The sequence below is a fragment of the Nonomuraea sp. NPDC050310 genome (genome assembly GCF_040655795.1).
GTDB lineage: Bacteria > Actinomycetota > Actinomycetes > Streptosporangiales > Streptosporangiaceae > Nonomuraea.
Window position 1 is genome coordinate 103,607 of sequence record NZ_JBFAKP010000025.1, and the last position, 26,032, is coordinate 129,638.

Sequence of the window (26,032 nt, forward strand, 5' to 3'; positions counted from 1 at the left end):
GATCTCCGCACTCTTTGATCGAGTTTTCCCGAGTCGCTGTGCCCGGCTCTCAGTGTCGCGGTGCTATCGCCAGGTCTCCGGCCGCTTCCACCCGCGCCTGGGCGGGGCGGGCGTCGTCGTTGCCGACGACCACGATGCCGTTGGCGGTGACCTGGAAGAGCTCGTGGTCCTGGTCGGGGTCGACGCCGATGCGCGCCCCGTCCGGGATGACGACGTCGCGGTCGACGATGGCTCGCCGGACGATCGCGTCGCGCCCGATCCGCGCGTTGCCCAGCAGGACCGAGTCGGTGATCTGGGCCCGGGCTCCCAGGCTGACCCGCGGCGCGAGCACCGACCGCTCGATCTCGGCCTCGGCCTCGACGACGACGCCGGGCGACAACAACGAGTCGACGGTACGGCAGGCGCGCTCCCGGCCGAAGCTCACCGGGGCCAGCAGGTCGTGGTAGGTCCGGATCGGCCAGTCCGCGTTGTAGAGCGAGAACGCCGGCTCCGGCCCGATCAGGTCCATGTGCGCCTCGTAGTAGGCGTCCAGCGTGCCCACGTCCCGCCAGTAGCCGCGCTCGTGGGCGTTCACCCCGGGCACGTGGTTGCGCGCGAAGTCGTAGACCTCCGCGCGGCCCTCCCGCGTCAGATACGGGATGATGTCCGCGCCGATGTCGTGCTTGCTCGCCAGGTCACGGGCGTCGCGCTCCAGCGCGTCGATCAGCGAGTCGGTGCGGAACACGTAGTTGCCCATGGAGGCGCGGATCTCCTGCGGCGAGTCCGGCAGCCCGGCCGGGTCGCTCGGCTTCTCCCTGAACCGGACGATCCGCCGGCCCGCCTGGCCGCACTCGATCACCCCGAAGTGGTGCGCCAGCTCCCGCGGCTGCCGGATCGCCGCCACCGTGACGTCGGCGCCCGACTCGACGTGCTGGGCCAGCATCTGCGCCGGGTCCATCCGGTACACGTGGTCGGCGCCGAACACCAGCACGTGCTCGGGCAGCTCTTCCCGCATCAAATGCAGGTTCTGGAACAACGCGTCCGCCGAGCCCGAGAACCACTGCGGCCCGAACTGCCGCTGCGCCGGGATCGGCGCGACGTAGTGGCCCACCCGCGAGGAGAGCTGCCAGCCCCGAGAGATGTAGCGGTCGAGTCCGGCGCTGTGGTGCTGCGTCAACACCACTATTCGCAGATGGCCGGCGTTGGTCAGGTTCGACAGCACGAAGTCGATCAAGCGGAACATCCCACCGAAGGTCATGTTGGGCTTGGCTCTGCGCAACGTCAAAGGCAGCAGACGCTTTCCCTGCCCGCCGGCCAGCACCACGGCGAGAACTCTGGACGAGGTCATGGGACGACGGTATCTTCGCCATTCCCGCGACACTTTCGCGAGTTTTGATAATCCCCGTCAAAGAATTATTTGTCACGGACACGTGTATGCGGCGTTATTGCGGGGGACCATAGGCGCTCCGTGATTGGGCAGAGAAAAGTTTGCCGGCATGCGCATCGGGCCTGCCTTCGCCTGGGCGTGTCGTGGCGGTCCTCACCTCGGCGGGGCACCGTTCCCGGCACGGGTCAACCAGGAACCCGTGGGGTTGACGGGCCGCGCACGGTGTCGTTTGCTTAGGAAAGTTTCCTAAGAATTACTTCCGTCGCGCGTACGGCCCACCGTCATCACCAGCCCTGGGAGAGGGAATGAGAAGAGTCCTGCGCGTCCTCGCCGCGACCGCGCTCGCCGCGGGCGCCATCACCATCGGTTCGGCGTCCGCCGCCTCGGCGGCCGGCGACTGTGAGTACTCCATCGGCCAGAACTCCTTCTCGGCCCGCTGCGCGACCAGCGGGCCCGCCTACGAGTTCCGCGCCTGGGTCCAGTGCGTCAACGGCCGCCGCGACGGGGCCTGGGTGCGCACCAACACCGGCCAGTGGAGCGGCGCGAGCTGCGGCCCCTACTGGATCGACCGGGTCAGCTACGGCCTGGACACCCGTCCCGCCCCCTGACCTGGTCAGCGTTCCGTAGAACGCGGCTCCACGAGGACGGCCAGGTAGTCGGCCGCCCTGCCGCCCACCGCCAGCGGCGCGGCCTGGCCGGACCACAGGTTGAGGTAGTCCGGGTCGCCCTGGCGGCGGATGGGCATCATCAGCGCGTTCTGCAGCGGGTAGTCCGGCACGTCCGCCTCGTGGGCGGCCAGCTCCCTGATGAAGCGGTTGGGGATGGCGCGTGCCGTACGACCGGAGAACAGGCGGGTCAGCACCGTGATCCGCCCCTCCGGGCCGAGGAGCGCCTGCTTGTGCGCGGGCCGCGCGGCCGACTCCTCGGTGGCCAGGAAACCGGTGCCGATCTGCACGCCGTCGGCGCCCAGGGCCAGCGCCGCGCGGACACCGCGCCGGTCGGCGATGCCCCCGGCCGCGATCACCGGCACCTCGACCGCGTCGGCGACCTGCGGGACCAGCGAGAAGGTGCCGACCAGCGACTCGCGCACGGGCCGCAGGAACGCCCCGCGGTGGCCTCCGGCATCGGCGCCGGAGGCCACGACCGCGTCCAGCCCCGCCTCGGCCAGCGCGACCGCCTCCTCCACGGTCGTGGCCGTGCCGATCGTCACCACGCCCCTGCGCCGGGCCTCGGCCAGCACCCAGGCGGGTGGCACGCCCATGACGAAACTGATCACGTACGGCTCCGCCGCCAGCAACGCTTCGGCCTGCTCGGCGAAGTCCGGGATCGTCAGGCTCTCCGGCGGCGCCAGCCCGAACCGGTCGTAGTACGGCTGGAGCCGCGCCAGATCCGCCTCGCTCACCCGGGCGGTCCCTTCGCCGGGCTGCGGCACCCAGAGGTTGACCGCGAACGGCCGGGCCGTGGCCGCCTTCAGCTCGCCGACCAGCCCGGTCAGCTCCGCCGGCCCCAGCGTGTTCCCGCCGTACGACCCGAGCCCGCCGGCCTCGGAGACGGCCGCCACCAGCGCCACCGACGACAGCCCTCCGCCGAAGGGACCCTGGACGATCGGATGCTCGATGCCGAGCAACGCCTGAAGCCTGCCCATGAGAGGCACCCTACGCGGGCACGGCCGGTCGCACTCCCGGCTCGCCTACCGGATCACCTACGCGTTCGTGGGGACGACCGCTCGCGGCGCTCTACGCGATGTTCCCGCACCCGCGCGAGCCCGCCGGCCCCGGCTGGGTGCTCGCAAGCCACCCACGTCACGCCCTCGACGAGATCATCCACGCCCCGGTACGGCTGTCCATCATGGCGATGCTCGCGGCGGCGGACACCGCCGAGTTCGGCTACCTGAGGGACACGATCGAGGTCAGCGACTCGCTGCTGTCCAAGCACATCACCACGCTGGAGAAGGCGGGGTACGTGGAGGCGACCAAGGGCTTCGTCGGCAAGCGCCCGCGCACCTGGCTGTCGCTGACCGACGCGGGCCGTACCGCCTTCCGCGAGTACACCGCCACCCTCCGGAGGATCACCGAGGGCACCGCCAGTTGAGCGGCGCCCGCCGGGGTCAGAGCCAGTCGCGCCGCTTGAAGATCAGGTACAGGGTGGCGCAGGTCAGCAGCATCAGGCCCAGCGCGAAGGGGTAGCCGTAGGCCCAGCGCAGTTCCGGCATGCCGGGCGCCTCGAAGTTCATGCCGTAGACCGTCCCGATCAGCGTCGGGGCGAACAGGATCGCCGCCCACGAGGAGATCTTCTTGATCTCCTCGTTCTGGGCGAGGCTGGCCTGCGTCATGTGCTTGATCTCCTCGTTCTGCGCCTGGGTGACCAAGGTGGCGTTGACCGCCAGGATGTCGGTCAGCATCTGGCGCAGGCCGTCGACCCGCTCGGCCACGGTGGTGGCGTGGTCGGCCACGTCGCGCAGGTACCGCTGCAGCTCCTCCTGGGTGGCGTACTTGACGAAGCCGGAGGTCAGGCTGTCCAGGATGGTGAGCAGCGGGCGGGTGGCCCGCTGAAACTCGATGACCTCGCGCGACAGCTCGTAGATACGCCGGGAGACGCCGGGATCGCCGCCGAACACCTGTGTCTCGATCTCGTCGATGTCGTTCTGCAGCCCCGCGACCACCGGCGCGTAGCCGTCGACGACGTGGTCCAGCACGGCGTACAGCACCGCCTCCGGACCGCGGGCCAGCAGGTCGGGGTCGCTTTCCAGCCGCTCGCGCACCGCATGCAGCGGGGGCGCGTTGCCGTGCCGGACGGTCAGCACGAAGTCGGGGCCGACGAACAGGTGGATCTCGCCGAACTCCACCTCCTCGGCCGCGTCGTCGTAGCGCGCGGCGCGCAGCACGACGAAGAGCGTCTCGCCGTAGCGTTCGAGCTTGGGCCGCTGGTGGGCGACGACCGCGTCCTCGACCGCCAGCTCGTGCAGCCCGAACTCCTCGCCGAGCGCGGTGAGGTGCGCCTCGTCGGGCTGGTAGAGCCCGATCCAGCCCATCGTCCCGGGCCGCCCGCGCAGCCGGGCGCGGAGGTCGGCCGGCCCGGTCGGGCCTTCCAGGCGCCGGCCGTCCCGGTACAGGGCGGCGTCGATCACCTTCCCCGCGGCCGGGCCGGCGGGCTGGATCCCGCGCGGATCCATGGACTGCTCAGGGGGTGGGCCCTCGGTGTTCGTACGGCGGGCGGGACGCCGGACACGCGCCCGCCAGTCAGCCATCATCATGACGTCCTCCGGACACCGCCCACGCCCGTGCCAGGGCACGCGACTGCGGACGGCGGAAGCAGGGGGAAAGGGGAGTCAGCGGGGCTCACTAGGAGGTTGACTGCTCACGCAGCCTCACCTCCTCGCCCTCGGGCCGGTCACGGCGCTTCCCGGAAGAACCTCCCGAACATACCGCACATCCCCCACACCGTGCCGCAGGCGCGTCCTTTACTCCCTCGGGAGAGAAAATCTGTCGTCGCCACAGTAGACATTCGCCTCACCCGGGGGTAATGTCTCTGGCATAGCAAGGGAGGGATCCACGAGGGCAGCGCTTCACGAGCACCACGACGAACTGCCCGGACGGACGTGGACAGCAGGACAAAGACGAAGGTAAGGGAAAGAAGGCAGAAGGTCGGACTGCCGCGGCCGGCGCAGTGGAAGTGGGTCGTGGCGGTGGACGCGCTGCCGTAGCAAGAGGTCGGCATCCGCCGACGACGCAGTAACACCGGAAAGGAGTGTTGAACGCCATCAGGATCGCCCGTCGCCGGCTGAACATCGCCGCACGGGTACCGCAGCTCCACGAACAGGACGGTGGTCTACGGTCACGCTTACGCGATCCCCGCATCCCCGCCCCACCAGGCGGCTCATGCGGAACAAGTGACCGGTCGCAAGATCGGTCGATGGTGTTAAACCTCATTCGGGCCCCGGCGCGGGAATGCGCCGGGGCCCCTGTTCGCGTTCAGGAAGGCTGTATGGAACAAACACGCCAGGTGTCGCAACCCACGCGAAACCCACACCACCACCCCGAAGCCACCAACGGCGCCGAGCCCGGCCGGCCGGACGCCTCCGCCAGTCCCGAGCAACGGCTCGACGACGAGGACTATCCCGCCTACAGCATGGGCCGCGCCGCGGAGATCCTCGGGGTCACCCCGGCGTTCCTGCGCAGCCTCGGCGCCGCCAAGCTGATCGAACCACTGCGCTCCGAGGGCGGTCACCGCCGCTTCTCCCGCTACCAGCTCCGCCTGGCCGCCCGCGCCCGCGAACTCGTCGACGCCGGCACCGCGCTGGAGGCGGCCTGCCGCATCATCATCCTCGAGGACCAACTCGCCGAGGCGTTGCGCATCAACGAGGAGCTGCGCCGGCGCGACTGACCCCCTGCACCCCGGCAGCCGCCCGCCGGGGTCGACAGGAACTCATCGGGGTGATCATCGTGGCTTCCGCGCGGCGATGATCATGTGGGTGCCGAGGAAGCGCTTCTTCCACCGGACGGCCGCGAACCCGAGCCGCCGGAGGATCGTGGCGACCTCCTGCCGGGTCATGAAGCCCAGCGTGGAGCGCCGCAGGTAGGAGTAGGACTCGCGGTCGCCCGTGACCACCTGCCCGAGCAGCGGGATCAGGATCCGCACGCCCAGCCCCACCGGGTGGCGGAGCAGGCCACGGGGCGGGCAGGTCTCCAGCAGGACCAGCCGGCCGCCCGGCTTCAGCACCCGGTACTGCTCGGCCAGCACCCGCTCGGCGCTCCGCACGTCGCGCAGCAGGTAGCCGCGTGACCGCGTCGAAGGAGCCGTCGCCGAAGGGCAGCTCGTTCGCGTCCGCGGACTGCCAGGTGCGCCCGACTTGCGCGCTCGCAGGGCGGCGGCGGGTACGCCTCCCCCCACAGGGCGTCCGTGGCTCCATCTTTTTGCCGTTCGGGAGGCAAGAACCGCGCCGCAGCTTCGACCACCTTCCGACAGGGGCGCCCAGCCCGGGCGCTCCACGGGAAGACAGTGGAGGACTCATGTCGCAGTTGGTGCGAGTGCAGTGTTTCTGTGTGTCGCGCGACGGGTTCGGCGCCGGTGAGGGGCAGAGCCTGGAACGGCCGTTCGGCCACGCCGACCCCGCGGACCTCGCGTCCTGGGCGGGCGCCACCGCGAGCTGGGTGAACCGCACCGAGCCGGGCGGCACGCGCGGCCTGGACGACTACATGACCCGCGACCACCAGAACAACATCGGCGCGGAGATCATGGGACGCAACAAGTTCGGCCCCCAGCGCGGGCCCTGGGAGAACTACGAGTGGCAGGGGTGGTGGGGCGACACTCCCCCGTTCCACACCCCGGTCTTCGTGCTCACCCACCACCCCCGGCCGTCCTTCACCCTGGCCGACACCACCTTCCACTTCCTCGACGCGACCCCGGCCGAGGCGCTGGCCCGCGCCAAGGAGGCCGCCGGCGGCAAGGACGTACGGCTCGGCGGCGGCGTCGCCACCCTGCGCGCCTTCCTGGAGGCCGATCTGGTCGACACGCTGCACATCGCCGTCGCACCCGTCGACCTGGGCCGGGGCGAGCGCTTGTGGGAGAGCCCCGCGGAGTTGCTCGACCGGTTCCACCTGGAAGAGATCCCGAGCCCGAGCGGGATCACCCACCTGCTGTTCTGGAGACGTTGACCGCGGGCGGTGTGACGTCCTTGCTCGTTTGAGTTGAGAGCGGACAGTGGGTGCTGTTAGCTTCGCACGGTGGACGACAGACGTGCACGGGCGGAGGCGATCGAGCACTTCGCGGCGATCCTCCGGGAACTGCGCAACGCGGTCGGCAACCCACCTTTCCGGGAAATGTCCGGCCGCTCAGGGGCGATCTCCCACACGACGTTGCACGAAGCCACCAAGGGCAACCGGCTTCCGAGCTGGGAGACCACCGTCGAGTTCGTCAAGGCGTGCGGGGCGGATCCGGCCCTGTATCGCGAGCGCTGGGAGGCGGCCAACCGGGCGATCCGGGTGGGCGGCGCCGAGGAGGTGCCGGTGCGCGCCGGCGCCTCGGCGGAGAGCTCCGGCGGAGGGCAGGTCGCCGTGGAGGCGCCTGCCGTACCACTCGCCGTGGATACGCCCGCCGTACCGCCCACCACCCCGTCGGAGCACCCCTCTCCCCCCTATGGACCAGCGGATGGGCCGCAGGCGGGGGGCTCACGGCGGTTCCGCCCGCTGGTGCTGGTGGCGGGCGCCGGGGTCATCGGGGCGGCGGCCCTGCTGGTGGCGGTCGTCGATCGCGGCGGCGGCGGTTCCGAAGGCGGCGGCCAGCCCCCGGCGGCCGGCCCGTCGACCGCCGCCCTGTCCCCCGCCGAATGCCCGGTCCCGCCCACCAACCCCCCGGCCGCCGCCCCGCTGCACAAGGGCGACGCGGCCCAGTTCATCCAGGACGTCACCCTCCCCGACTGCACCCGCGTCGGCGCCGGCCAGACCATGACCAAGGTGTGGCAGCTCAAGAACGCCGGCTCGGTGCCGTGGAAGGGCTACGCGCTCCGCCGCCTCGACGCGGCCCAGCAGGCCGACCAGTGCCAGACCATCCCCGAGGTGCCGATCGCGGACACCCAGCCGGGCGAGACGGTCGACATCCGGACCGACATCACCACGCCCCGCAAGCCCGGCCTGTGCTACGTGCGGTTCAAGATGGTCGACTCGACGGGAGCGGTCGTGTTCCCCGGCAACCGGCCGATCAACTTCCAGATCATCGTCGGGGAATGACGTTCCCCGCCACGTGCGAGCACGGGCGGGGAACAGGGTGGCGGGGCCTCAGAACGAGCTGAGGGCGATCCCGGTGTAGTAGTGCCGCAGGATGCTGGAGTAGCTCCATCCGGCCCTGGCCTTGTCGCGTGAGCCGTTCTGCGACATCCAGTCACCGTTGGTCCAGTTGCCGCACGCCGTCGTGGTCGCGCAGTACTGGGCGCGGAAGATCTTGCCGCCGCGGGTCAGCCGGATGTTCCAGGTGGCGTCGACCGCGGCGTTCGTCACGGCCTTGGCGCTGCCGGGCTTGTAGACCTGGCTCGACGTGTGGTCGTAGACGTCGAAGCACTGGCCGCTCGGGGTCTTCTTGTTGGAGTGCAGCGCCCAGTACCAGCCGAAGTTCTTGACCGCGAGCGCCCCGGCCTTGAGCGACTCGGCCGGCCAGCTCGAGATCCACTCGTTGGGCAGCACGTTCTTGACGTAGGTCTTGAAGTCGACGCGCTCGACCCGGTTGAGGGACTTGCGGTAGACGAGGATCGTCGTCGGGAGCTTGGAGTCCGTGCCGTCGGTCTTGCAGCCGGTGGGCGTCGTCCCGGACGTCACGAACTGGTGCGAGGCGTTCTGGTTCTTCAGGGTGGAGTTCAGATTGCCCCTCGCGCCCGCACCGAAGTCCTGGTAGCTGCCCGCGTGACCGGTGTTGAAGTACACCCGCACCGTCTTGCTGCTGCGGTTCCACACCGAAGCCGCCGAGTTCTTGATGCACTGACCCTTACCGGCGCCAGGACCCTTGAAGTCGTAACACGTCGGCTGCGTCGTCGCATAATCCGCGATCGACCCGGTGAAGTCAGAAACCGAACCCTGGTTGTTGCTGTTGAAGTAGTAGCAGAACTCACCCGGGTCACAGACACCGTCCCGGTTCGCGGCCGAGGCCGGCGAGGCGCCGCCGAAGGCCGTTCCGCCCAGGACCAGCGCGGCGGCGGTCACCGAGGCGAGCCGGGTGCTCAGCCGTACAGTTCGTTGGAACACAGTCGTTCTCCCTCCTCAGAGCTTCGGGCGTCAGCGGACGTGGTAGCCCTGGGAGTTCCAGAACGCGGTCGGGTTCGGGTTCTGCAGGTGCGAGTCGCCGACGCTCTTGGCCGCGCGCAACTGCCGTCCGGGGCGCATCTCGACGTGGGTGTGCGCCGAGGCCTTGGTGGACACCCCGCGCCAGGACTCGGTGGCGATGGTCTGGCCCCTGGCGATCTGCTGGCCGACGCGCAGCGAGGTCAGCGGCGCGGAGTGCAGGTAGATGATCGTCTTGTCGAGCGAGGCGTTGTAGATCGAGATCGTGGACAGCCCGGCCCGGCCGGTGGCGCCGTGCTGCAGGTTGATCAGCTCGCCGCCGACCAGGGCGTGCACGCTGGAGCCGACGCCGCGGACGATGTCGATGCCCTCGTGGCGGCCGGGGGTGCTGGTGTAGCCGTCGAAGCCGCAGCTGATCCGGCCGGCGGCGGTGTACAGGGAGAACGACATGTTGGTGCGCGCCGAGGACGACGGGGCGAACTGGTGCGAGGCGTTCTGGTTCTTCAGCGTCGAGTTCAGGTTGCCCCTCGCGCCCGCACCGAAGTCCTGGTAACTGCCCGCGTGACCGGTGTTGAAGTACACCCGCACCGTCTTGCTGCTGCGGTTCCACACCGAAGCCGCCGAGTTCTTGATGCACTGACCCTTGCCCGCGCCCGGACCCTTGAAGTCGTAACACGTCGGCTGCGTCGTCGCATAATCCGCGATCGACCCGGTGAAGTCAGACACCGAACCCTGGTTGTTGCTGTTGAAGTAGTAGCAGAACTCACCCGGGTCACAGACACCGTCGCGGTTCGCGGCCGAGGCCGGCGAGGCGGCGCCGAGGACCGCTCCGCCGAGGGCCAGGGCGGCGGAGGCCGCGGTGAAGATCCTGGTACGCATTCTCATGGTGTTCTCCTTGAGCTTTGGGGAGCCAGTTCGGGGAAGCGTGGGATGGTGCGAGGTGGGGGTCAGCGACCGCGCCGGTACTCCTCCCAGGTGCGGATGGCGACCTTGGGGCCGTCGTCCGGGCCGCGGCTGGCCAGCCCGTTGAGGCCGAGGTAGTAGTCACCGGCCTGGCGCTGCGCCTGCGTGGACAGGCTGGGGTCGTTCAGCGCCACGGCGTGGATGTGCCAGGGCCAGTCGTCCTGCTGCGGATTACGCAGCCAGGCGGCGAAGCCGACCATCCGCAGCGCGCGGACGCCGGCGGTGCGCGTGGCGGGGTCCATGCCCTGCACCGAGATGTCGATCGCGCCGCCGCCGTCGTGCGTGCCCACCGACGTGGGGTCGCCGCCGGGGTTGTACGAGCCCTGGTCCAGCTTGAAATCGCGGCCGAACAACCGTTCCGCCTCGATCAGCATGGCCTTGGTGCGGGCGTTGACGACGTAGCCGTCCATCGGCACCCGGCCGCCCACCTCGACCACGTCGGTGACCGTGAAGCGCCCGGCGCCGAGCTTGCTGAGCGACGCCCGGCCCGGCAGCCCGTTGGCGTCCAGACCGGTGAGGCCGAGCGACTTCTGGTACTTCGCGTAGGCGGTGACCGTCGTGGTGCCGAAGTAGCCGTCCACCCACTTGGCGTCCAGCAGCCGCCGGTCGCGCAGCGCCCGCTCGACCAGCAGCACGCTCGCCTTGGCGCCCGGCGTCAGCGTGCTGTCCGAGCGTCGCGGGTCGATCTGCGCGGCCTTCACGGTGGCCGCCATGCTCACCGCCGGAAGCGCCCCGGCCGCCGCCGCGCTCCCGGCCGCCCCCAGCAGAGAGGCGAGCAGGACTGCACCCGTCAGGGTGGCGGCGTACGTGGGCAGCTTCATCGTTTCTCCTGGTCGCAGGCATCGAGCGGGTTCGGTGCAGCGAGAACCAAGGTTTCGGGTTGCGCGGATGTCCGCAAGGATTTGGGTGTTGTCAGCCTGTCTGACAGGCACTTCCGTACACGTGGGCGCGACTCTGACAGCGCCGGGAGCAGTCCGTACGGCGAAGCCTCACCGGGCGGCGGTGATGGGGCGCGGGGCGTCAACCCACCACCGCCGTACGCCGGGGGCGGTCACTGGGAAAGAGGGGCGGCCGGGAACTCAGGCCGCCCGCCGGCTACGCGCCGGTCTGCGGGCGGAGCTGCTCGTAGTACGGCTTCATCGCCGGGAAGTAGTCCTCGAACACCGGCTGGGGCCCGCCCTCGATCGCGGCGCCCAGCTTGTCGAGGTACCACTCCCACCCGGGACCGATCTCCGCGATGCCGTCCTCGGTGTCGAAGTCCTGGACGAAGCGGAGCTCGGTCACGCCGTCCGACTCGGTGAGGGACAGCCGCAGCCGCCACGTCATCATCTCGTCGACCATGGCCAGGTCGAGGCGGTGCGGCGGCTCACACCGCTCGATGAGCAGGTCGGCCCACGGCTCGCCCTCCTCGAAGACCAGCTTGACCTTGATCGTCTTCCCGAGCCCGGCGTCTCCCTCCCACGGCCCGTACCAGCGGGCCGTACGTTCCGGCTCGGTGATGCACTCCCACACGTCCTCCGCCGGGGCCCGGAAGGTGCGGGTCAGGAGGAGCTTGATCCCTTCGGTGCTGCGGAACAGTTCGGCGGCAGGCTTGCGAGTCATGCCGTGCCTTCCTCTCGGAGGTCGGGTGCGGTCGTCCGGCTCGTGCGCCGCTCGCGGCGAAGGCGGTACACCTCGGTCTCCAGGGCGTCGAGGCGCTGCTCCAGGCCCAGCGGCCGGGCGAACCGGCCCAGCCACTCGGCCAGGTCGGCGAGCGGTCCGGGGGTGAGGACGTAGATGCGGTTCCTGCCGGCCGGCTCGTCGCGGACCAGACCGCACTCGCGCAGCACGCGAAGATGGCGGCTCACCGCGGGGCGGCTGATGGTGAAGTGCTCGGCGATCTGGCCCGCGGTCCGGGGGGATCTGTGCAGCATGGCGAGGATCTCCCGGCGTACCGGGTCGGCGATCGCGCTCGCTACGTCGTCCACAGCTCGAAACGTAGCCTATGGGTTACGCGTTCACAAGGCAGAGCGCTTGATCGCGTAACATGCTCGTTAATCTTGAGGATGATGTCGATCCGCCGGCCGCCCGTTCGACGTGTGGGTACAAAGGGCCGAGAGGCGGCCCGCCGTACGAGGAGAAGACGATGGCGAAGTACCTGCTGATCATGCGCGGTACCGACGAGTCGAACGCGGCCCTGATGGCCGACATCGACACGCTGATGGCCAGGACCGGCGAGTTCATCGAGGACATGCTGAAGGCCGGCGTCCTGCTCGCCGCGGAAGGGCTCGACGACCCGGCCAAGGGCGTCGTGGTCGACTTCAGCGGCGAGGCCCCGGTGGTCACGGACGGACCGTACGGCGAGACCAAGGAGCTGTTCGGCGGCTTCTTCCTGCTCGACGTGGCTTCCCAGCAGGAGGCGGTCGAGTGGGCCAAGCGGGTTCCCGCCGCCCCCGGATCCAAGATCGAGGTACGGCGGGTGCCCGGCAGCGACGAGGTCCCGCCCTCCGTCCAGGGACACTGATGAGCGCAGCCGACGTCGAGGCCGTCTGGCGGATCGAGTCAGCGCGGATCATCGCCGCGCTGACCCGGTTCACCGGCGATTTCGGCCTGGCCGAGGACGCGGCCCAGGAAGCGGTGGCCGAGGCCCTGGTGTCCTGGCCGCAGTCCCCGCCCACGAACCCGGCCGGCTGGCTGATGAGCACGGCCCGGCGCCGGGCCATCGACACCATCCGCCGCCGTACCGCCCTGACCACCCGATACGCCCTGCTGGCGGCCGATCTGACAACAGACTCCCCGGCCGCCGAAGCACCCGACCCCGACCGGATCGACGACGACCTGCTGGCGCTGATGTTCATCAGTTGCCACCCGGTGCTCTCCACCGAGTCCCGGGTCGCGCTCACCCTGCGCGTGGTCGGCGGCCTGTCCACCGAAGAGATCGCCCGCGCGTTCCTCGTCCCCGTGCCGACCATCCAGGCCCGCATCACCCGGGGCAAGAAGACCATCGCGGCGGCCGCCGTGCCGTTCGAGCTCCCGCCCGCCGCCGAGCGCCACGAGCGGCTGGGCGGCGTGCTCAGCGTCCTCTACGTGATCTTCACCGAGGGCTCGACGGCCACATCGGGCGACCGGCTGCTCCGCCCCGACCTCGCCTACGAGGCCATCCGGCTGGCCCGCACGCTGGCCGCGCTGCAACCGGACGAGCCCGAAGTGCACGGCCTCCTGGCGTTGTGCGAGCTCACCGCCGCCCGCTTCCCCGCCCGGACCGCCCCCGACGGCTCACCCGTCCTGCTGGAGGACCAGGACCGCCGCCTGTGGGACTTCTCCGCCATCCACCGCGGCCTCACCGCCCTGGCCAAGGCCTCCGCCCGTGGCCTCGGCCCGTACGGCCTGCAAGCCGCCATCGCCGCCACCCACGCCGCCGCTCCCTCGGTCGAGGCGACCGACTGGGACCGGATCGTGGTGCTCTACGAGGCCCTGGGCCGGGTCGCGCCCTCGCCGGTCGTCGACCTCAACCGCGCCGTCGCCGTCGCCATGGCCTCCGGCCCCGCCCCGGCCCTGGCCATCGTGGACGCCCTGGCCGCCTCGAGCCGCCTGTCCGGCTCCCACCTGCTCCCCACCGTCCGCGGCGAACTCCTCACCCGCCTCGGCCGGCCGGCCGAAGCCCGCGCCGAACTGGAGTTGGCCGCTCGCCTCTGCTCCAACCCCCACGAACGCTCGGTCCTGCTCCGCAAGGCGGCCCTGCCCGGCTGACCGATTCCCCTCTCGGCTCGCGCGGGAGATGATGACGGAGGAACGGACTGCGAAGACGGACCCATCGAGAGGAGCCACTCGGTGCACCCTGAGGCCGCGCACGCCACTTCACAAACAGCGACCGGCGCCGCACTTCAGCGCTTGACCGGGACCCGCCCCCGCAAATGGCTCCTCGCACTCACACCGCTACTGGGCCTTCTGGCAGCCATAGGCGTGTCCGCCACCGTTCCTCCGGCCGAACTGACGTACGCGACCCTCGCCGAGGCAGTCCAGAGCCTCATGTCGGTGACCGTGCCCTTCCTCAGCGCACTGCTCGCCGCCGACCTGTGGAAAACCGCGCGCACCGCCCGCCTCCTCCCCACGTTGCTGGCGTCGGCGCTCATGGCCGCCGCTGTCGGGATCTTCGGCAGCCTGGTGAGCGCCGTCGCCCTCGCGGTGGCCTCCGCTCATGCGGACCCGTGGCAGAACGCCGGAACCGTCGCCGTCGGCGGCGTGCTGGTCCAGATCGTCGCCCAGTCGGTCGGCACCGGGCTGGCCCTGCTCCTGCGCTCCCCGCTGATCGCCAGCATCGGCACCATCGTCCTGCCGATGGGCCTGTGGTGGCTGCTGGGCAGCATCGAACCCCTCCAACCCGCCCGGCCCTGGCTCACCCCGTACGCCGTCGTCCAGAGCCTGCTGTCCGAGCAGACGAGCCCGGTGATCTGGGCGCAGTGGCTCGTGGTCCTGCTGGTCTGGGGCGGCGGCCTGAACACCCTGGGCGCCCTCTCCCTGAAGCGCAGCCGCGACGCAAGGTCCTGAGACCACCCCCTGCCCAGGCCCGCCGCGACCTCAGCGCTCCGTTCAGGCAGACTCGACCCGTGCATGTCGTGTCCTTTCCCGAGCCGGCCACCCCCGCCGCGTTGCTCGCCCAGGTCCGGGAGCTGCAGCGGGACGCCTGGCCGTCCTCTCCCTTCCCCGATCCCGGCGGCAGCGAGCCCAACCACGATCCAGACCTGTCTCCGCAGTCCATGCTGCTGGTCGACCAGGGCGTCGTGCTGGCCGCCCTGGACATCCTCGCCAAAGAGATCGAGCACCGTGGCCGGCGATACCGCGCAGCCGGGCTGAGCACCGTGGTGACCCGGAACTCCGCACGCGGCCAAGGCCACGGCCGCACCCTGATCAGCGCCGCCCGCACCGCGATGGCCGAGGCCGGCCATGACATCGGCTTGTTCACCTGCGATCGTCCGCTGCAGGCCTTCTACGAGAGCGGCGGATGGGAGCTGCTGCCGGGGACGGTCCTGATCGGAGGAACCCCTGACGAGCCCTTCCCCAGCGATCAACCCGGCTTCGACAAGGTCACCATGGCCGGCTTCTTCAGCGCCACGAGCCGCCGGCACCGCACCTCGTTCCACGACGCCCGGATCCAGCTCCACCCGGGCCTGATCGACAAGCTCTGGTAGCGGCCGAGGCGGCGCGTCATCGGCGGTCTTCACGAACATGGGTCAGCTCTTCCACCCATTGCGGATGGTTCCTCTTGGCCCACGCGCGCGTCACCACCCCCGTGCGCATTCCGCGCCGGGCCTCGGGGTCGCGGTAGGCCAGGCGGAGGTGCCCGAGGACGACGATCGCGATCGCCAGGGCCGTGAGGTCGTGCACGAAGAGCGCGCTCGCCCGGGGGATCACCGGCAGGAGCCCGGTGAACCACATCAGCAGGCCGGTGGCCAGCATGATCGGCACGGCTCCGGCGATCCAGCCGGCGTAGAGCTTCTGCCCGGCGTTGAACTTGCCGGCCGGGCGCGGGCCCGGGGTGCCCCGCCGTACGGCACGCAGCCACTGCCGGTCGTAGGGCGCGAACCGGTTGAGCCGGCGGAGGTCGGCGCGGAAGACCCGCGAGGTGAGGCCCAGCAGGACGGGCACGGGCAGCAGGAGCCCGGACCACTCGTGCACGACGACCATCAGGTGGCGACGGCCGACGAGCTGGGCCAGCGGCGGGAGGTACAGGCAGGCCGCCGTGCCCGCGCACAGCAGCAGGAGGCCGGCGGTGACCCGGTGGACCAGGCGCTCCGCCCAGCTGAACCGCGGAAGGGGGCCGTCAGGCCGAGGGGTCGAGCCAGCCGTCGATGGCATAGCCGTACTCCTCCCAGTAGCCCGGGACGACCTTGTCGGTGACGGAGATGCCGGACAACCACTTGGCCGACTTGTAGAAGTACATCGGGGCGACGTAGAGCCGCACCGGGCCGCCGTGGTCGTGGGTGACCGGCGCGTCGAGCATGTCCAGGGCCACCAGCACGTCGGCCCGGCGGGCCTGCTCCAGGGTGAGGCTCTCGCTGTAGACGCCGTCGAAGCAGGTGAAGCGGACCGCCCTGCCCTCGGCGCGTACTCCTGCCAGGTCAAGGAGGTGTGAGAGCAGGACGCCCGAGAACGGCACGTCCTGCACCCGCCAGCCGTCCGTGCACCGGGCCTCGCCGACCACCCGCGTCTGGGGCAGGGCGCGCAACGCGTCCAGCGTGTACGTCTGCGGGCGCTCGACTAGCCCGCCGATCTCCAGCCGGTAGTCGGCCGCGGTCCTCCTCGGCACGGATCCCGCCACGCTGAAGTAGCGGAAGCCGTCCGTGCCGGGGAGCAGGCCGGTCAGCCCGGTGGGGTCGTTCTGGGCGGCGGCGCCGAGCAGCCCGTCCCAGCCGCGTCGCAGGAGCGGTGCGGCGGCGAGGGCGGCGGCACCCGCGCCGAGCACCGACAACATCACCCGGCGCGCGACGGGCGGGCCGTTCTCCGCAGGACTGGGGTCCTGGGCGCGTTCCGTCCCGCTGGGTTCTTGGTGCATGGGTCCTCCTTGTGGCGTGCCACGCCGCTCGCCGTGGCACGCCAAAAGGTAAAATCGTCCGGATCGCCGCAGCTAGCGTCAGATGACGCCATCGTCGTGCTCAGTCATCCAGGTCTCGCCGTTGCCGCATGCGGCCGTCCTCGCCGAGCTCGATGACGGTGTCGATGCCGATCCGCGCGAGGAACGCGAAGTCGTGGCTGACCACGAGCAACGCCCCGCGATACGCGTCGAGGGCCTCGGCGAGCTGCTCGACGCTGGTGATGTCGAGGTTGTTGGTGGGCTCGTCGAGGATCAGCAACTGGGCCGGCGGCTCGGCCAGGAACAGCCGCGCGAGGGAGACCCGGAACCGCTCGCCGCCGGACAGGGTGCGCACCGGCCGGTCGGCGGCGTCGCCGCGCAGGAGCAGCCGGGCGAGCTGGTTGCGGATCGTGCCCGCCGGCGTCCCCGGGGCGACCGCCTGCACGTTCGCCATGGCGCTCGCCTCGTCGTCGAGCCCGTCGAGCCGCTGGGGAAGGTACCCGACGAGCTCGGTCAGCAGCCGCCCGTGCGGCCGGTCGGGCGGCGGGGTCGTGCCACGGACGAGGTGGTCGAGGAAGGACGTCTTGCCCGTGCCGTTCGCCCCGACGAGCGCGACCCGCTCCGGCCCCTGGATCACGAAGGTGTGGTCCTGGTCCTGCAGCTCGGCCAGGCGCCGGCCGCGCGGGACGTCGGGATCGGGCAGGACGAGGGAGATGTGCTCCTCGTCCCGCACCCGGGCGTCCGCGGCGTCGACCACGGCCTGGGCCGCGTGCACCTTGTCGTCGAGGGAGGAACGCAACGAGCCCGCGGAGGCCTGGGCCTTGCTCGCCCGGTTGCCGGCCAGGATCCTCGGGATGCCGCCGTCCTTCTGGGTCTTCTTCGCGGTACGCTCGCGGCGCGCGAGCTTGGTCTCCGCCTCGATGCGCTGGCGCTTCTCGACCTTCAGCGTCTGCTGGGCCGACCGGGCGGCCTGGAGCGCCGCGGCCTGTTCCTGCTCCTGGTGCTTCTTCCAGGCGCTGTAGGGGCCGCCGAAGGTGTCGAGTGCGCCGCCGTACAGCTCGGTGGTCTTGTCCATGTGCTCCAGCAGGTCGAGGTCGTGGCTGACCACGATGAGGGTGCCCGGCCACTGGTCGACGAACTCGGCGAGCTTGGCGCGGGTGCGCCGGTCGAGGTTGTTGGTGGGCTCGTCGAGCAGGGTGATCGGGGTACGGCGGATGCGCAGGCCGGTGATGGCGATGAGCATGGCCTCGCCGCCGGAGACCTCGGCCACGCGGCGGTCGAGGTCGGCGGCCGAGAAGCCGATCTGGTGCAGGGCCTCGTCGGCGCGGGACTCGATGTCCCAGTCGTCGCCGATCGTGTCGAAGTGGCGCTCGTCGACGTCGCCGGTCTCGATCGCCTTCATCGCGGCGAGGATCCGGTCGATCCCGAGGAGTTCGGCGACCGTCGTCTCCTGCCGGAGGGTGAGCGTCTGGGGCAGGTAGCCGACCTCGCCGACGGCGTCGATCTGGCCGGCGGTCGGCCGCAGGAGGCCGGCAATCAGCCGGAGCAACGTCGACTTGCCCGCGCCGTTGCGCCCGACCAGGCCGGTGCGGCCGGTGTTGAAGGTGCCGTTGACGTTCGAGAGCGCGACGGTGCCGTCCGGCCATTCGAAGGTGAGGTCGCGGAGCGTGATGGCGGACTTCTGGGACATGGGTGATGGTCTCTTTCTGCTGTCTGCTGTCTGCTGACAACCGACCCCAGGTGGTGCGGAGCCGCGGCGAGCCCTTCGACCGGCGCAGATGGCATGGAACAGCCGAAGAAGTCACGCGCGTTCGCGGGCACGAGCCGCGACCGAGATCGGTGCGACGCGAACGTGCCGGTAGGTTCCGCGCAGGCGTCGACGCCCGGGACGGGCGGACTCACGCTGCGGCGTAAGAGAACGGTCTTTCACCAGTGCGGGCAAGCCCCGCACGCAGATGAAGCCACCGGCAGTTCGGTGGCTAGATTCTGTCGACCTCGATCTCCATGACTCCCATCGTACAAGACGCTCGCCCAGGTGGCGTTGAGCGATTTGACGCTCGAAGCCGCTTTTCCGGGGAGCGTGGGCCGCCGTTTCCGACCGTCAACTGACTGATGTGCCGGTGCAGGCCGCGGGCGAACGATGAGGGCGCTGCGAATCCGCATCAGCCATTGGAGAATCATGAAACGCGTTCTGACCACTCTGGCGGCCTCCGTGCCGCTGGCGGCGACGATCTTCCTGCCGGTGAGCGCTTCGGCGGCCACCCCGTTCACCTGCTCGTCCGTGTCCTTGAATGCGCCGGCGGGCACCACGGTGGAGTCGGTGACCACGCAGTACCGCGAGGCGGGCACCGTGACCGTCCCGCCGGTGCCGCCGCTGCCCAGCGTGGAGATCCCCGGGGCTCCGGCGCACTGTGCCGTGACGGTCATGCTCACCCATCCCGGTGCCGGTGACCACGCCAAGGTGCAGGTCTGGCTGCCCGAGACAGGCTGGAACGGCCGGTTCCAGGCGCTGGGCGGCAGCGCCTACGCCGCCGGCGACTACGGCGCGGCGCTGGCCGGGGCCATCAAGACCGGGTACGCCGCGGCCACGACCGACGCGGGCGTCGGCGCCTACCTGGACACCACCTGGGCCCTGACCAGCGCGGGCGAGGTGAACACCGAGCTGCTGAAGAACTTCGCCGACCGCTCCCAGCACGAGATGACGGTCGTCGCCAAGCAGGTCATCACCGAGGTGTACGGCAAGCCGGCCTCCTACTCCTACTGGAACGGCTGCTCGACCGGAGGCCGCCAGGGCTACATGGAGGCCCAGCGCCACCCCGGCGACTACGACGGCATCCTCGCCACCGCGCCCGCCATCAACTGGGACGAGTTCGAGGTCGCCACCCTGTGGCCCCAGGTGGTGATGAACGAGGAGAACACCTTCCCGGCCGCCTGCGAGCTCGCCGCCTTCAACCAGGCGGCGGTCAAGGCCTGCGACCCGCTCGACGGCGTCCGCGACGGGGTCATCGGCGACCCGGCCCGGTGCGCCTTCGACCCGCGCACCCTCATCGGCAAGACGGTCGCCTGCGAGAACGGGCAGGAGACCATCACCGCGGCCGACGCCAGGGTGGTCCGCAAGATCTGGGACGGCCCGCGCACGCCGTCCGGCCGCAAGCTCTGGTACGGCGTGCCGATCGGCGCCGCCTTCGACCTCGCCGGCACCCAGCCCGGCCCCGACGGCACCCGGGTGGGCGCACCCTCACCGGTCCCGGCCGCCTGGGTCGCGACCTGGCTGAAGCGCCAGCCCGCCTTCGACCTCACCACGATCACCTACGCCGACTTCGCCAAGCTGTTCGCCCAGTCCCAGGCCGAGTACGACCAGGTCATCGGCAGCGACGACCCGGACCTGTCGGCGTTCCGCGCCGCCGGGGGCAAGCTGCTCACCTGGCACGGCCAGGCCGACCAGCTCATCCCCACCCAGGGCACGGTGAACTACCGGGAGCGGGTCGCGGCGGCCATGGGCGGTTCGCACCGGGTCGACGACTTCTACCGCGTGTTCCTCGCGCCGGGCGCCGACCACTGCGGCACCCCCGCGAGCACCGGCCCCGTGCCCACCGACCCCCTGGGCGCGCTGACCGCCTGGGTCGAGCAGGGCACGGCCCCGCGGACGCTGAGCGCCGCCATCACGGACTCCTCCGGCAGGACGGTCACCCGAAACCTGTGCCTGTATCCGGCCGTCTCCCGGTACGCCGGCCACGGCGACCCGGCCGACGCGGCCAGCCACTACTGCACCACCAAGCGCGCGGCTTGAAAGGCCCACCGACATGAACATCTCTTCCCTGATCAAGCTCTACCTGGGCCGCGGCCTGCTCGCCGTGGCGTGGGCCGCCGCGTTCGCCTCGGCGCACGCCGAACTGGACGCGGTGGCGATCGCCCTGCTGGTCGGCTATCCGCTGATCGACGCGGTGTCCTCGCTGATCGACCTGCGCAGCAACCCTGACCGGTCGGAGCGCCGGGTCACCCAGTTCAACGGCGTGCTCAGCACCCTGGCGGCCGTGGCCGTCGGCGTCGCGGGGTTCGGCGGGGCGGCGGCGGTGCTGCACGTCTTCGGCGCCTGGGCCGTCGTGTCCGGAGCGGCCCAGGTGCTGGTCGGCCTGCGCCGGCGCGGCCCGGAGCTCGGCCAGCAGTGGCCGATGCTGATCGCGGGCGGCCTGTCCTTCCTCGTGGGCATTTTCTACAACTTCCAGGCCCTGGACGGCAATCCGGCGCTCGACGTGCTGTCGGTGTACGCCACCGGCGGCGGCGTGTTCTTCCTCGCCCAGGCCGCGCTGCTGGCCTGGCGCGCCCGCCGGGCCCAGCCGCGGGCCGTCCAGCGCTGACCCGGCACCCGGTGGCCCCGTCGCAGGCGGGGCCGCCGGGCCGTCACCACCCCTTCTTGGAGGACTCGACATGATGAACAGGCGTACCTTCGGCAAGGCTCTCGGCCTGACCACCGCCAGCATGGGTCTCGCTTCCCTGGCGGGCCTGACGGAGCTGCCCGCCGCGACCGCCGGCACGCGCGGGCCGGTGACGCCCGGCTCCTTCCCTTCGCTCAAGCGGATCAGGGCGGGGGTGCTGGAGGTGGGATACGCCGAAGCTGGTCCCGCTCACGGTCCCGTGGTCGTCTGCCTGCACGGCTGGCCGTACGACATCCATAGCTTCGTCGACGTGGCCCCGCTGCTGGCGGCGCAGGGGTATCGGGTGATCGTGCCGTATCTGCGTGGTCACGGCACGACGCGGTTCCTGTCGTCGAGGACGTTCCGCAACGCCCAGCAGTCGGCGATCGCGCTCGACATCATCGCCCTGATGGACGCGCTCAAGATCGACAAGGCGGTGCTGGCCGGCTTCGACTGGGGCTCGCGCACCGCCGGCATCATCGCCGCGCTCTGGCCCGAGCGGTGCAAGGCGCTGGTGTCGGTGAGCGGCTACCTCATCACGAACCTGGAGGCCAACCTCTCGCCGCTGCCGCCGAAGGCGGAGTACGCGTGGTGGTACCAGTACTACTTCGCGACCGAGCGGGGCCGGCTGGCCATGGAGGACAGGGACCGGCGGAACGCCTTGAACCGGCTGGTCTGGGACACCGTCTCCCCGACGTGGACCTTCGACGACGCCACCTTCGAGCGCACGGCCGCCGCCTTCGACAACCCCGACTACGCCGCCATCGTGATCCACAACTACCGCTGGCGGCTGAGCCTGGCGGACGGGGAACGCCGGTACGACGCTCTGGAGCGGCGGCTCGCGGCCCGGCCGGTGATCAAGGTGCCGACCATCACCCTCGACGCCGAGCGCGACCCCTTCACCGCGCCGCCGGGCGACGGCTCGGCCTACCGCGGCATGTTCACCGGGCCGTACGCGCACCGCCTCCTGCCCGGCATCGGCCACAACCTGCCGCAGGAGGCGCCCACGGCCTTCGCCCAGGCCGTGGTCGACGTGGACCACTTCTGACCCGGACCCGGCGGGCGGCTACGGCGTGGCCGCCCGGGCCTCCTTCTTCCGCGCGCGGTAGGCCGCCGCCTTGACCTTGTTGCCGCACGACTCCATGCCGCACCACTCCCGGCGCCCGCCACGCGACCGGTCGATGAAGATCTTGGTGCACTCGGGGTTGGCGCACTCCTTCATCAGCGGCACGTCCGGCCCGCTGAGCAGTTCGATGGCGTGCCGGGCCACGGTGGACAGCGCCTGTTCGGGGGTCGCCTCGACCCACCGGCCCTCGGCGGTGAGCTGGGGTTCGGCCGGGGGCTTGCGGGCCGTCGCGTTCACCAGGGCGAGCGCGTCGTCGTCGTAGCCCGCATCGGCGACCCGGGCGGTGACCAGCGCGTAGATGGCCTCACGGACGGCCACCGCCTGAACGAGGTCCGCCTCCCCGGAGGGGGAGATGGCGTCCACGACACCCGACTCCAGGAACCAGGCGTCGAGCCGGTCGGGGGCGTCGAGCGTTTCGACCCGCTGCGTACGGCGGGCACGAAGCGTGCAGGCGAGGTCTAGCGCGGGGTCGCCGCACAGGAACACATGTTTCACGTCACCAGTTTGACGGGTGACTCCGAGGCGGGCAATCCGTCCTCACCAGACCTGGGCGAAGCAGGCCAGGGCGACGGCCAGCACGAGCACGACCACTGACAGCACCTTCATGAGCTGGTCCTTTCAGACGGCGGTCGCCACGACGGTGACCGGGATGTTGCCGCGGGTGGCCTTGGAGTAGGGGCAGATCTGGTGGGCGGCGGCGCCGAGCTCCTCGGCGGTCTGCTGGTCCACGCCGCCCAGTTCGAGGTTGAGCACGGCGGCGAGGCCGAACTCGCCGTCGTCGCCGTGGTTCAGGGTCGCCTCGACGGTGATGCTCGTGGTGGCGAGCCGTACCTTGCGCTCGGCCGCGGCCCTGCGCACCGCGCCGAGGAAGCAGGCGCCCCAGCCGGCGGCGAACAACTGCTCGGGGTTGGTGGCGTCCCCGGCTCCGCCGAACTCCTTGGGGATGGCGAGGCCGGTCTCGAGCAGCCCGTCGTGGGCCGAGACGCGACCGCCGTTGCGGCCCTCTCCGGTGACGGTGACGACGGCGGTGTAGCTGGCAGCCATGGCGATTCCTTCCCTGGGTGCGCCTCGGTTGGCGTCACCGGTTCAACTGGTGACGATGCTGCCAGCATTAGCGTCACCCGTCAAACCGGTGACGTCCTCTCCAGATGCTCGGGGTCGGGGCGGTTCATGGCGTCCCGGAGGGCGGCCCGGGTGGTCACGCCCAGCTTGGGGAAGATCCGGTACAGGTGGGAGCTGACGGTCCGGGGAGACAGCCGCAGCCGCGCGCCGATCTCCTTGTTGGTGAGGCCGCTGGCGGCCAGCTCCGCGATGCGCCGCTCCTGCCAGGTCAGCGACAGGTGCGGCGTGGCGACCAGCGGCGCCGCCCCGTCGCTCCGCAACTCCGCGCCCGCCCGCTCGGCCCAGGCTGCGGCGCCGAGCCGTTCGAAGGTCTCGGTGGCCTGGGCCAGGAGCGGCCGGGCGGCAGTGCGCTGGCGGGCGTGCCGCAGGCGGGCTCCGTGCGCGAGCTGGATCCGCGCCAGCTCGAACGGGAACCGGGCAGCCGCCGGATGAGAGGCGGCGTTCGCGAACATCTCGGCGGCCTCCCCATCGGAGGTCGCGGTCATCGCCAGCGCCCCGTAGCAGGTCAGGGCCAGACGCGGGGAAAGGTCGAGGAAGCCGGCGTCGCGGGCGGCGAGGGCGTGGCGGCGGGCCGGCTCGGCGCGGCCGGTGTGCAGGGCCGCCTCGACGAGGTCGAGGAGGGTCCGCGACGCCGCACCGCAGTAGGGGCGGAACGTGCCGGGCGTCGTGATGCGGGCGGCGTGCTGGTAGGCGGCCTCGAAGTCGCCCGCGCTCAACGCGGCCGTCGTGGCGATGGAGTCGGTCAGGTCGGTCACGTAGCCGACCCCGCGCGGCCTGGCCCAGGCGTCGATCTCCGCCCGCAGTTCGAGGGCCCGGGGGACCTGGCCGCGCCACGCCGCGAGCTGCGCCAGGTAGGCGCGCGTCTGGTGGGCGAGCAGGTGCCGGCCGTGCTCGATCTGCAGGGCCAGGGCCCGTTCCCCGGTCCGGACCGCGGCGTCCCACTCACCGGAGCCCATCTGGTCGAGCATGATCATCTGCAGCATGAGCATCCCGCTGAACACGGCGCCGGTGGCCAGTTCACGGTCCACCACCCGTTCCAGATGCGGCCGGTACTGGCTGACGAGGTCGAGGTGGTAGGCCGCGGTGGCCAGGCGGGTGACGTCCCAGGGCTCCCGGTCGCGCAGGTTCGCCGCGGCCCGCTCCAGAGGACCGGCCCAGCCGCGCCCGTGCAGGACCACGTCGCTCCAGGTGTGGCTGTAGAGCCGCGTCTGCTCGGTGACGAGGTCGCCGAGGGCGGCCAGCCGTTCATGAGTCTCGTTCCACAGCACGGGATCGGCGGCGTACTGGCTGATGGCGAGCAGCAGGACCTGCAACCGGGTGAGGGTCTCCGTGGGCTCGCCGTCCAGGCCGTCGAGCGCCGCCAGCACCTGCCGGTGGGCCGAGCGCACGTCGCCGTCCTCGAAGAACGCCTGGTGGATGGCGTTGACCGTGGCGTCAGGGCCGGAGGTGAGAAGGACCGGGAAAGGCGCGCTGTCGGACCGGGCCGCGTATCCGGACAGGAACGTCACGTAGCTGAGCCGCCGGGCCCGTTCGGCGGCGTCCTCGCTCAGCTCGGCGGCCCGGGTCAGCCAGCCGACGGCGGTGATGGCGCCGCCCCGGCGGACGGCCGAGTCGGCGGCGGCCTCCAACGCCTCGGCGACCTCCTCATCAGGTGCGACCTGGGACGCGGCCAGGTGCATCGCCCGCCGTTCGAGGTCGTCGCGGTGGACGTCGGCGAGCGCGCGATGCGCCGCCCGGCACTCCTCGGGGGTGGCCATCTGCACGACGCTCGACCGGACCAGCGGGTGCCGGAAGGTGATGTCGCCGGTGATCGGCTCGGCGTTCAGCAGGCCGCACGCCACCGCCTCGTCGACGTTCCGCATCCGGTGGCGCGGCTTGGGCCCGCCGTCGCCCGGCCGGGTGCCGACGCCGTCGAGCGCGCCCATCAGCAGCTCCGCCCGGGCCGGGCCGCTGAGCGCGGCGATGCGGGAGCCGTACAGGTGGTGAAGCCTGCGTGGCAGTCCCGCGTCGCCGGCCTGGGACGGTAGTTCCAGCAGTGCCAGGGGGATGCCGAGGGCCTGGTCGAGCACCCATTGGCGCACTCGCGCGTCCAGGGCCGGGTGGTGGTGGTCGAGCAGGCGTCCCGCGTCCTCGTCGGTCAGCGGGCCGACCGGCATCTCGGGCAGCACCGCGCCGTCGAACCGGGACGCGACCTCCTCCCGGACGGCGACCAGCAGCTTCACCGGGACGCCGCCGATCCGGCGCCCGACGAAGCCGAAGACGTCGGCGCTGGAGTCGTCGAGCCACTGGCCGTCGTCGACGATCACCAGCAGCGCCCGCCGCGCGGCGAGGTCCGACAGCAGTTCGAGCACCGCGATGCCGAGCCTCATCACCGAGGGCGGGTCGTCGGGCCGCCGCCCGGTGATCACGTCGAGCACCGTGCGGACCTCGTCGTTCAGCGGGAGCAACTGGTAGAGCAACTGGTGCAGCCCGGAATAGGGCAGTTGCGACTCGGCCTCGACGCCGGTGATCCGGCTCACCAGGTGGCCGTCCCGGATGGCCAGCTCCGCCGCCTCCTCGAGCAGCGCGCTCTTGCCGACTCCGGCCTCTCCCCGCACGACGAGAACCTGGCCGGCGGGCGACTCCACCAGACCGGAGATCCTCCCCCGCTCACGATCCCTGCCGATGATCACTTCGCCGACCCCCGCCCTCCGCCACGGCATGCCTGACGGACAGCTTCGCCGG

The 26,032-nt window shown here is 71.2% G+C and carries 27 protein-coding genes; 12 read left to right on the forward strand and 15 right to left on the reverse strand.

Annotation, left to right across the window (positions count from 1 at the left end; genetic code table 11):
- Positions 1-49 precede the first annotated feature (49 nt).
- Positions 50-1,327, reverse strand: a complete 1,278-nt coding sequence (locus AB0I67_RS37295; protein ID WP_357933951.1) for a glucose-1-phosphate adenylyltransferase — start codon at positions 1,325-1,327, stop codon at positions 50-52.
- Positions 1,328-1,671: 344 nt separating this feature from the next.
- On the opposite strand from AB0I67_RS37295, the gene AB0I67_RS37300 reads away from it, so the two are divergent.
- A complete protein-coding gene (locus AB0I67_RS37300) occupies positions 1,672-1,974 on the forward strand; it encodes a hypothetical protein (RefSeq protein ID WP_357933954.1) in 303 nt (100 codons plus the stop codon).
- Positions 1,975-1,979: 5 nt separating this feature from the next.
- Here AB0I67_RS37300 and AB0I67_RS37305 read toward each other — a convergent pair whose 3' ends face one another.
- Positions 1,980-3,011 carry a DUF561 domain-containing protein gene (locus tag AB0I67_RS37305; RefSeq protein WP_357933957.1) on the reverse strand — a complete coding sequence of 344 codons (1,032 nt, stop codon included), beginning with the start codon at positions 3,009-3,011 and terminating at the stop codon, positions 1,980-1,982.
- Positions 3,012-3,109: 98 nt separating this feature from the next.
- Here AB0I67_RS37305 and AB0I67_RS37310 point away from each other — a divergent pair, with 98 nt between their 5' ends.
- Positions 3,110-3,457, forward strand: a complete 348-nt coding sequence (locus AB0I67_RS37310) for a transcriptional regulator (protein WP_357933960.1) — start codon at positions 3,110-3,112, stop codon at positions 3,455-3,457.
- 16 nt (positions 3,458-3,473) lie between these two features.
- Here the strand turns inward: AB0I67_RS37310 and AB0I67_RS37315 are convergent, their stop codons facing one another.
- On the reverse strand, positions 3,474-4,538 hold the full coding sequence (locus AB0I67_RS37315; protein WP_357934050.1) for a magnesium and cobalt transport protein CorA: 1,065 nt from the start codon (positions 4,536-4,538) through the stop codon (positions 3,474-3,476).
- 812 nt (positions 4,539-5,350) lie between these two features.
- On the opposite strand from AB0I67_RS37315, the gene AB0I67_RS37320 reads away from it, so the two are divergent.
- A complete protein-coding gene (locus tag AB0I67_RS37320; RefSeq protein WP_357933963.1) occupies positions 5,351-5,749 on the forward strand; it encodes a MerR family transcriptional regulator in 399 nt (132 codons plus the stop codon).
- A 54-nt stretch (positions 5,750-5,803) separates the two neighbouring features.
- Here the strand turns inward: AB0I67_RS37320 and AB0I67_RS37325 are convergent, their stop codons facing one another.
- The gene (locus tag AB0I67_RS37325) at positions 5,804-6,355 is read right to left on the reverse strand and encodes a class I SAM-dependent methyltransferase (RefSeq protein WP_357933965.1); all 552 of its coding nucleotides are present in this window, start codon (positions 6,353-6,355) and stop codon (positions 5,804-5,806) included.
- Between the two features lie 20 nt (positions 6,356-6,375).
- Between AB0I67_RS37325 and AB0I67_RS37330 the strand changes: the two genes are divergently transcribed.
- Together AB0I67_RS37330 and AB0I67_RS37335 are read left to right on the forward strand one after the other, a co-directional pair.
- The gene (locus AB0I67_RS37330) at positions 6,376-7,020 is read left to right on the forward strand and encodes a dihydrofolate reductase family protein (RefSeq protein WP_357933968.1); all 645 of its coding nucleotides are present in this window, start codon (positions 6,376-6,378) and stop codon (positions 7,018-7,020) included.
- Positions 7,021-7,089: 69 nt separating this feature from the next.
- Positions 7,090-8,091: an NBR1-Ig-like domain-containing protein gene (locus tag AB0I67_RS37335; protein ID WP_357933971.1), complete on the forward strand. Its 1,002-nt coding sequence runs from the start codon at positions 7,090-7,092 to the stop codon at positions 8,089-8,091.
- Positions 8,092-8,139: 48 nt separating this feature from the next.
- On the opposite strand, the gene AB0I67_RS37340 is transcribed toward AB0I67_RS37335, so the two are convergent.
- From AB0I67_RS37340 to AB0I67_RS37360, 5 genes are all read right to left on the reverse strand, one after another.
- The gene (locus AB0I67_RS37340; RefSeq protein ID WP_357933974.1) at positions 8,140-9,096 is read right to left on the reverse strand and encodes a SpoIID/LytB domain-containing protein; all 957 of its coding nucleotides are present in this window, start codon (positions 9,094-9,096) and stop codon (positions 8,140-8,142) included.
- A 30-nt stretch (positions 9,097-9,126) separates the two neighbouring features.
- Positions 9,127-10,017, reverse strand: a complete 891-nt coding sequence (locus AB0I67_RS37345; RefSeq protein WP_357933977.1) for a peptidase inhibitor family I36 protein — start codon at positions 10,015-10,017, stop codon at positions 9,127-9,129.
- Positions 10,018-10,079: 62 nt separating this feature from the next.
- Positions 10,080-10,916: a peptidoglycan-binding protein gene (locus AB0I67_RS37350; RefSeq protein WP_357933980.1), complete on the reverse strand. Its 837-nt coding sequence runs from the start codon at positions 10,914-10,916 to the stop codon at positions 10,080-10,082.
- A 274-nt stretch (positions 10,917-11,190) separates the two neighbouring features.
- Positions 11,191-11,697, reverse strand: a complete 507-nt coding sequence (locus AB0I67_RS37355; protein WP_357933983.1) for an SRPBCC family protein — start codon at positions 11,695-11,697, stop codon at positions 11,191-11,193.
- Entirely contained in the window at positions 11,694-12,062 is a 369-nt protein-coding gene (locus AB0I67_RS37360) for a metalloregulator ArsR/SmtB family transcription factor (protein WP_357933986.1), read from the reverse strand. Before AB0I67_RS37360 ends, AB0I67_RS37355 begins: the two co-directional genes overlap by 4 nt.
- A gap of 158 nt (positions 12,063-12,220) precedes the next feature.
- Here AB0I67_RS37360 and AB0I67_RS37365 point away from each other — a divergent pair, with 158 nt between their 5' ends.
- The 4 genes from AB0I67_RS37365 to AB0I67_RS37380 all read left to right on the forward strand — a co-directional run bounded on the left by AB0I67_RS37365 (position 12,221) and on the right by AB0I67_RS37380 (position 15,263).
- Entirely contained in the window at positions 12,221-12,598 is a 378-nt protein-coding gene (locus AB0I67_RS37365; protein WP_357933989.1) for a YciI family protein, read from the forward strand.
- The gene (locus AB0I67_RS37370) at positions 12,598-13,824 is read left to right on the forward strand and encodes a DUF6596 domain-containing protein (RefSeq protein ID WP_357933992.1); all 1,227 of its coding nucleotides are present in this window, start codon (positions 12,598-12,600) and stop codon (positions 13,822-13,824) included. The genes AB0I67_RS37365 and AB0I67_RS37370 overlap by 1 nt, the downstream gene beginning before the upstream one ends.
- A 213-nt stretch (positions 13,825-14,037) precedes the next feature.
- Positions 14,038-14,622: a hypothetical protein gene (locus tag AB0I67_RS37375; protein ID WP_357933994.1), complete on the forward strand. Its 585-nt coding sequence runs from the start codon at positions 14,038-14,040 to the stop codon at positions 14,620-14,622.
- 59 nt (positions 14,623-14,681) lie between these two features.
- Positions 14,682-15,263, forward strand: a complete 582-nt coding sequence (locus tag AB0I67_RS37380; protein WP_357933997.1) for a GNAT family N-acetyltransferase — start codon at positions 14,682-14,684, stop codon at positions 15,261-15,263.
- 16 nt (positions 15,264-15,279) lie between these two features.
- Here AB0I67_RS37380 and AB0I67_RS37385 read toward each other — a convergent pair whose 3' ends face one another.
- The 3 genes from AB0I67_RS37385 to AB0I67_RS37395 all read right to left on the reverse strand — a co-directional run bounded on the left by AB0I67_RS37385 (position 15,280) and on the right by AB0I67_RS37395 (position 18,335).
- Positions 15,280-15,930 carry a cytochrome b/b6 domain-containing protein gene (locus AB0I67_RS37385; protein ID WP_357934000.1) on the reverse strand — a complete coding sequence of 217 codons (651 nt, stop codon included), beginning with the start codon at positions 15,928-15,930 and terminating at the stop codon, positions 15,280-15,282.
- Positions 15,896-16,627, reverse strand: coding sequence for a molybdopterin-dependent oxidoreductase (locus AB0I67_RS37390; protein WP_357934003.1), 732 nt, complete (start codon positions 16,625-16,627; stop codon positions 15,896-15,898). Before AB0I67_RS37390 ends, AB0I67_RS37385 begins: the two co-directional genes overlap by 35 nt.
- 100 nt (positions 16,628-16,727) lie before the next feature.
- Positions 16,728-18,335 (reverse strand): ABC-F family ATP-binding cassette domain-containing protein, encoded by a 1,608-nt coding sequence (locus AB0I67_RS37395; RefSeq protein WP_357934006.1) that lies wholly within the window; start codon positions 18,333-18,335, stop codon positions 16,728-16,730.
- Positions 18,336-18,824: 489 nt separating this feature from the next.
- On the opposite strand from AB0I67_RS37395, the gene AB0I67_RS37400 reads away from it, so the two are divergent.
- From AB0I67_RS37400 to AB0I67_RS37410, 3 genes are all read left to right on the forward strand, one after another.
- A complete protein-coding gene (locus tag AB0I67_RS37400; protein ID WP_357934009.1) occupies positions 18,825-20,435 on the forward strand; it encodes a DUF6351 family protein in 1,611 nt (536 codons plus the stop codon).
- A 13-nt stretch (positions 20,436-20,448) separates the two neighbouring features.
- Complete coding sequence (locus AB0I67_RS37405; protein ID WP_357934010.1) at positions 20,449-21,003, forward strand: DUF308 domain-containing protein; 555 nt, start codon at positions 20,449-20,451, stop codon at positions 21,001-21,003.
- A gap of 70 nt (positions 21,004-21,073) precedes the next feature.
- Complete coding sequence (locus tag AB0I67_RS37410; protein ID WP_357934013.1) at positions 21,074-22,108, forward strand: alpha/beta hydrolase; 1,035 nt, start codon at positions 21,074-21,076, stop codon at positions 22,106-22,108.
- A gap of 18 nt (positions 22,109-22,126) precedes the next feature.
- On the opposite strand, the gene AB0I67_RS37415 is transcribed toward AB0I67_RS37410, so the two are convergent.
- The 3 genes from AB0I67_RS37415 to AB0I67_RS37425 form a co-directional block, all read right to left on the reverse strand.
- A complete protein-coding gene (locus AB0I67_RS37415; protein WP_357934016.1) occupies positions 22,127-22,681 on the reverse strand; it encodes a CGNR zinc finger domain-containing protein in 555 nt (184 codons plus the stop codon).
- A 123-nt stretch (positions 22,682-22,804) separates the two neighbouring features.
- Entirely contained in the window at positions 22,805-23,230 is a 426-nt protein-coding gene (locus AB0I67_RS37420; protein ID WP_357934019.1) for an Ohr family peroxiredoxin, read from the reverse strand.
- An 80-nt stretch (positions 23,231-23,310) separates the two neighbouring features.
- On the reverse strand, positions 23,311-25,980 hold the full coding sequence (locus AB0I67_RS37425; protein ID WP_357934022.1) for a LuxR family transcriptional regulator: 2,670 nt from the start codon (positions 25,978-25,980) through the stop codon (positions 23,311-23,313).
- Between the last annotated feature and the right edge of the window lie 52 nt (positions 25,981-26,032).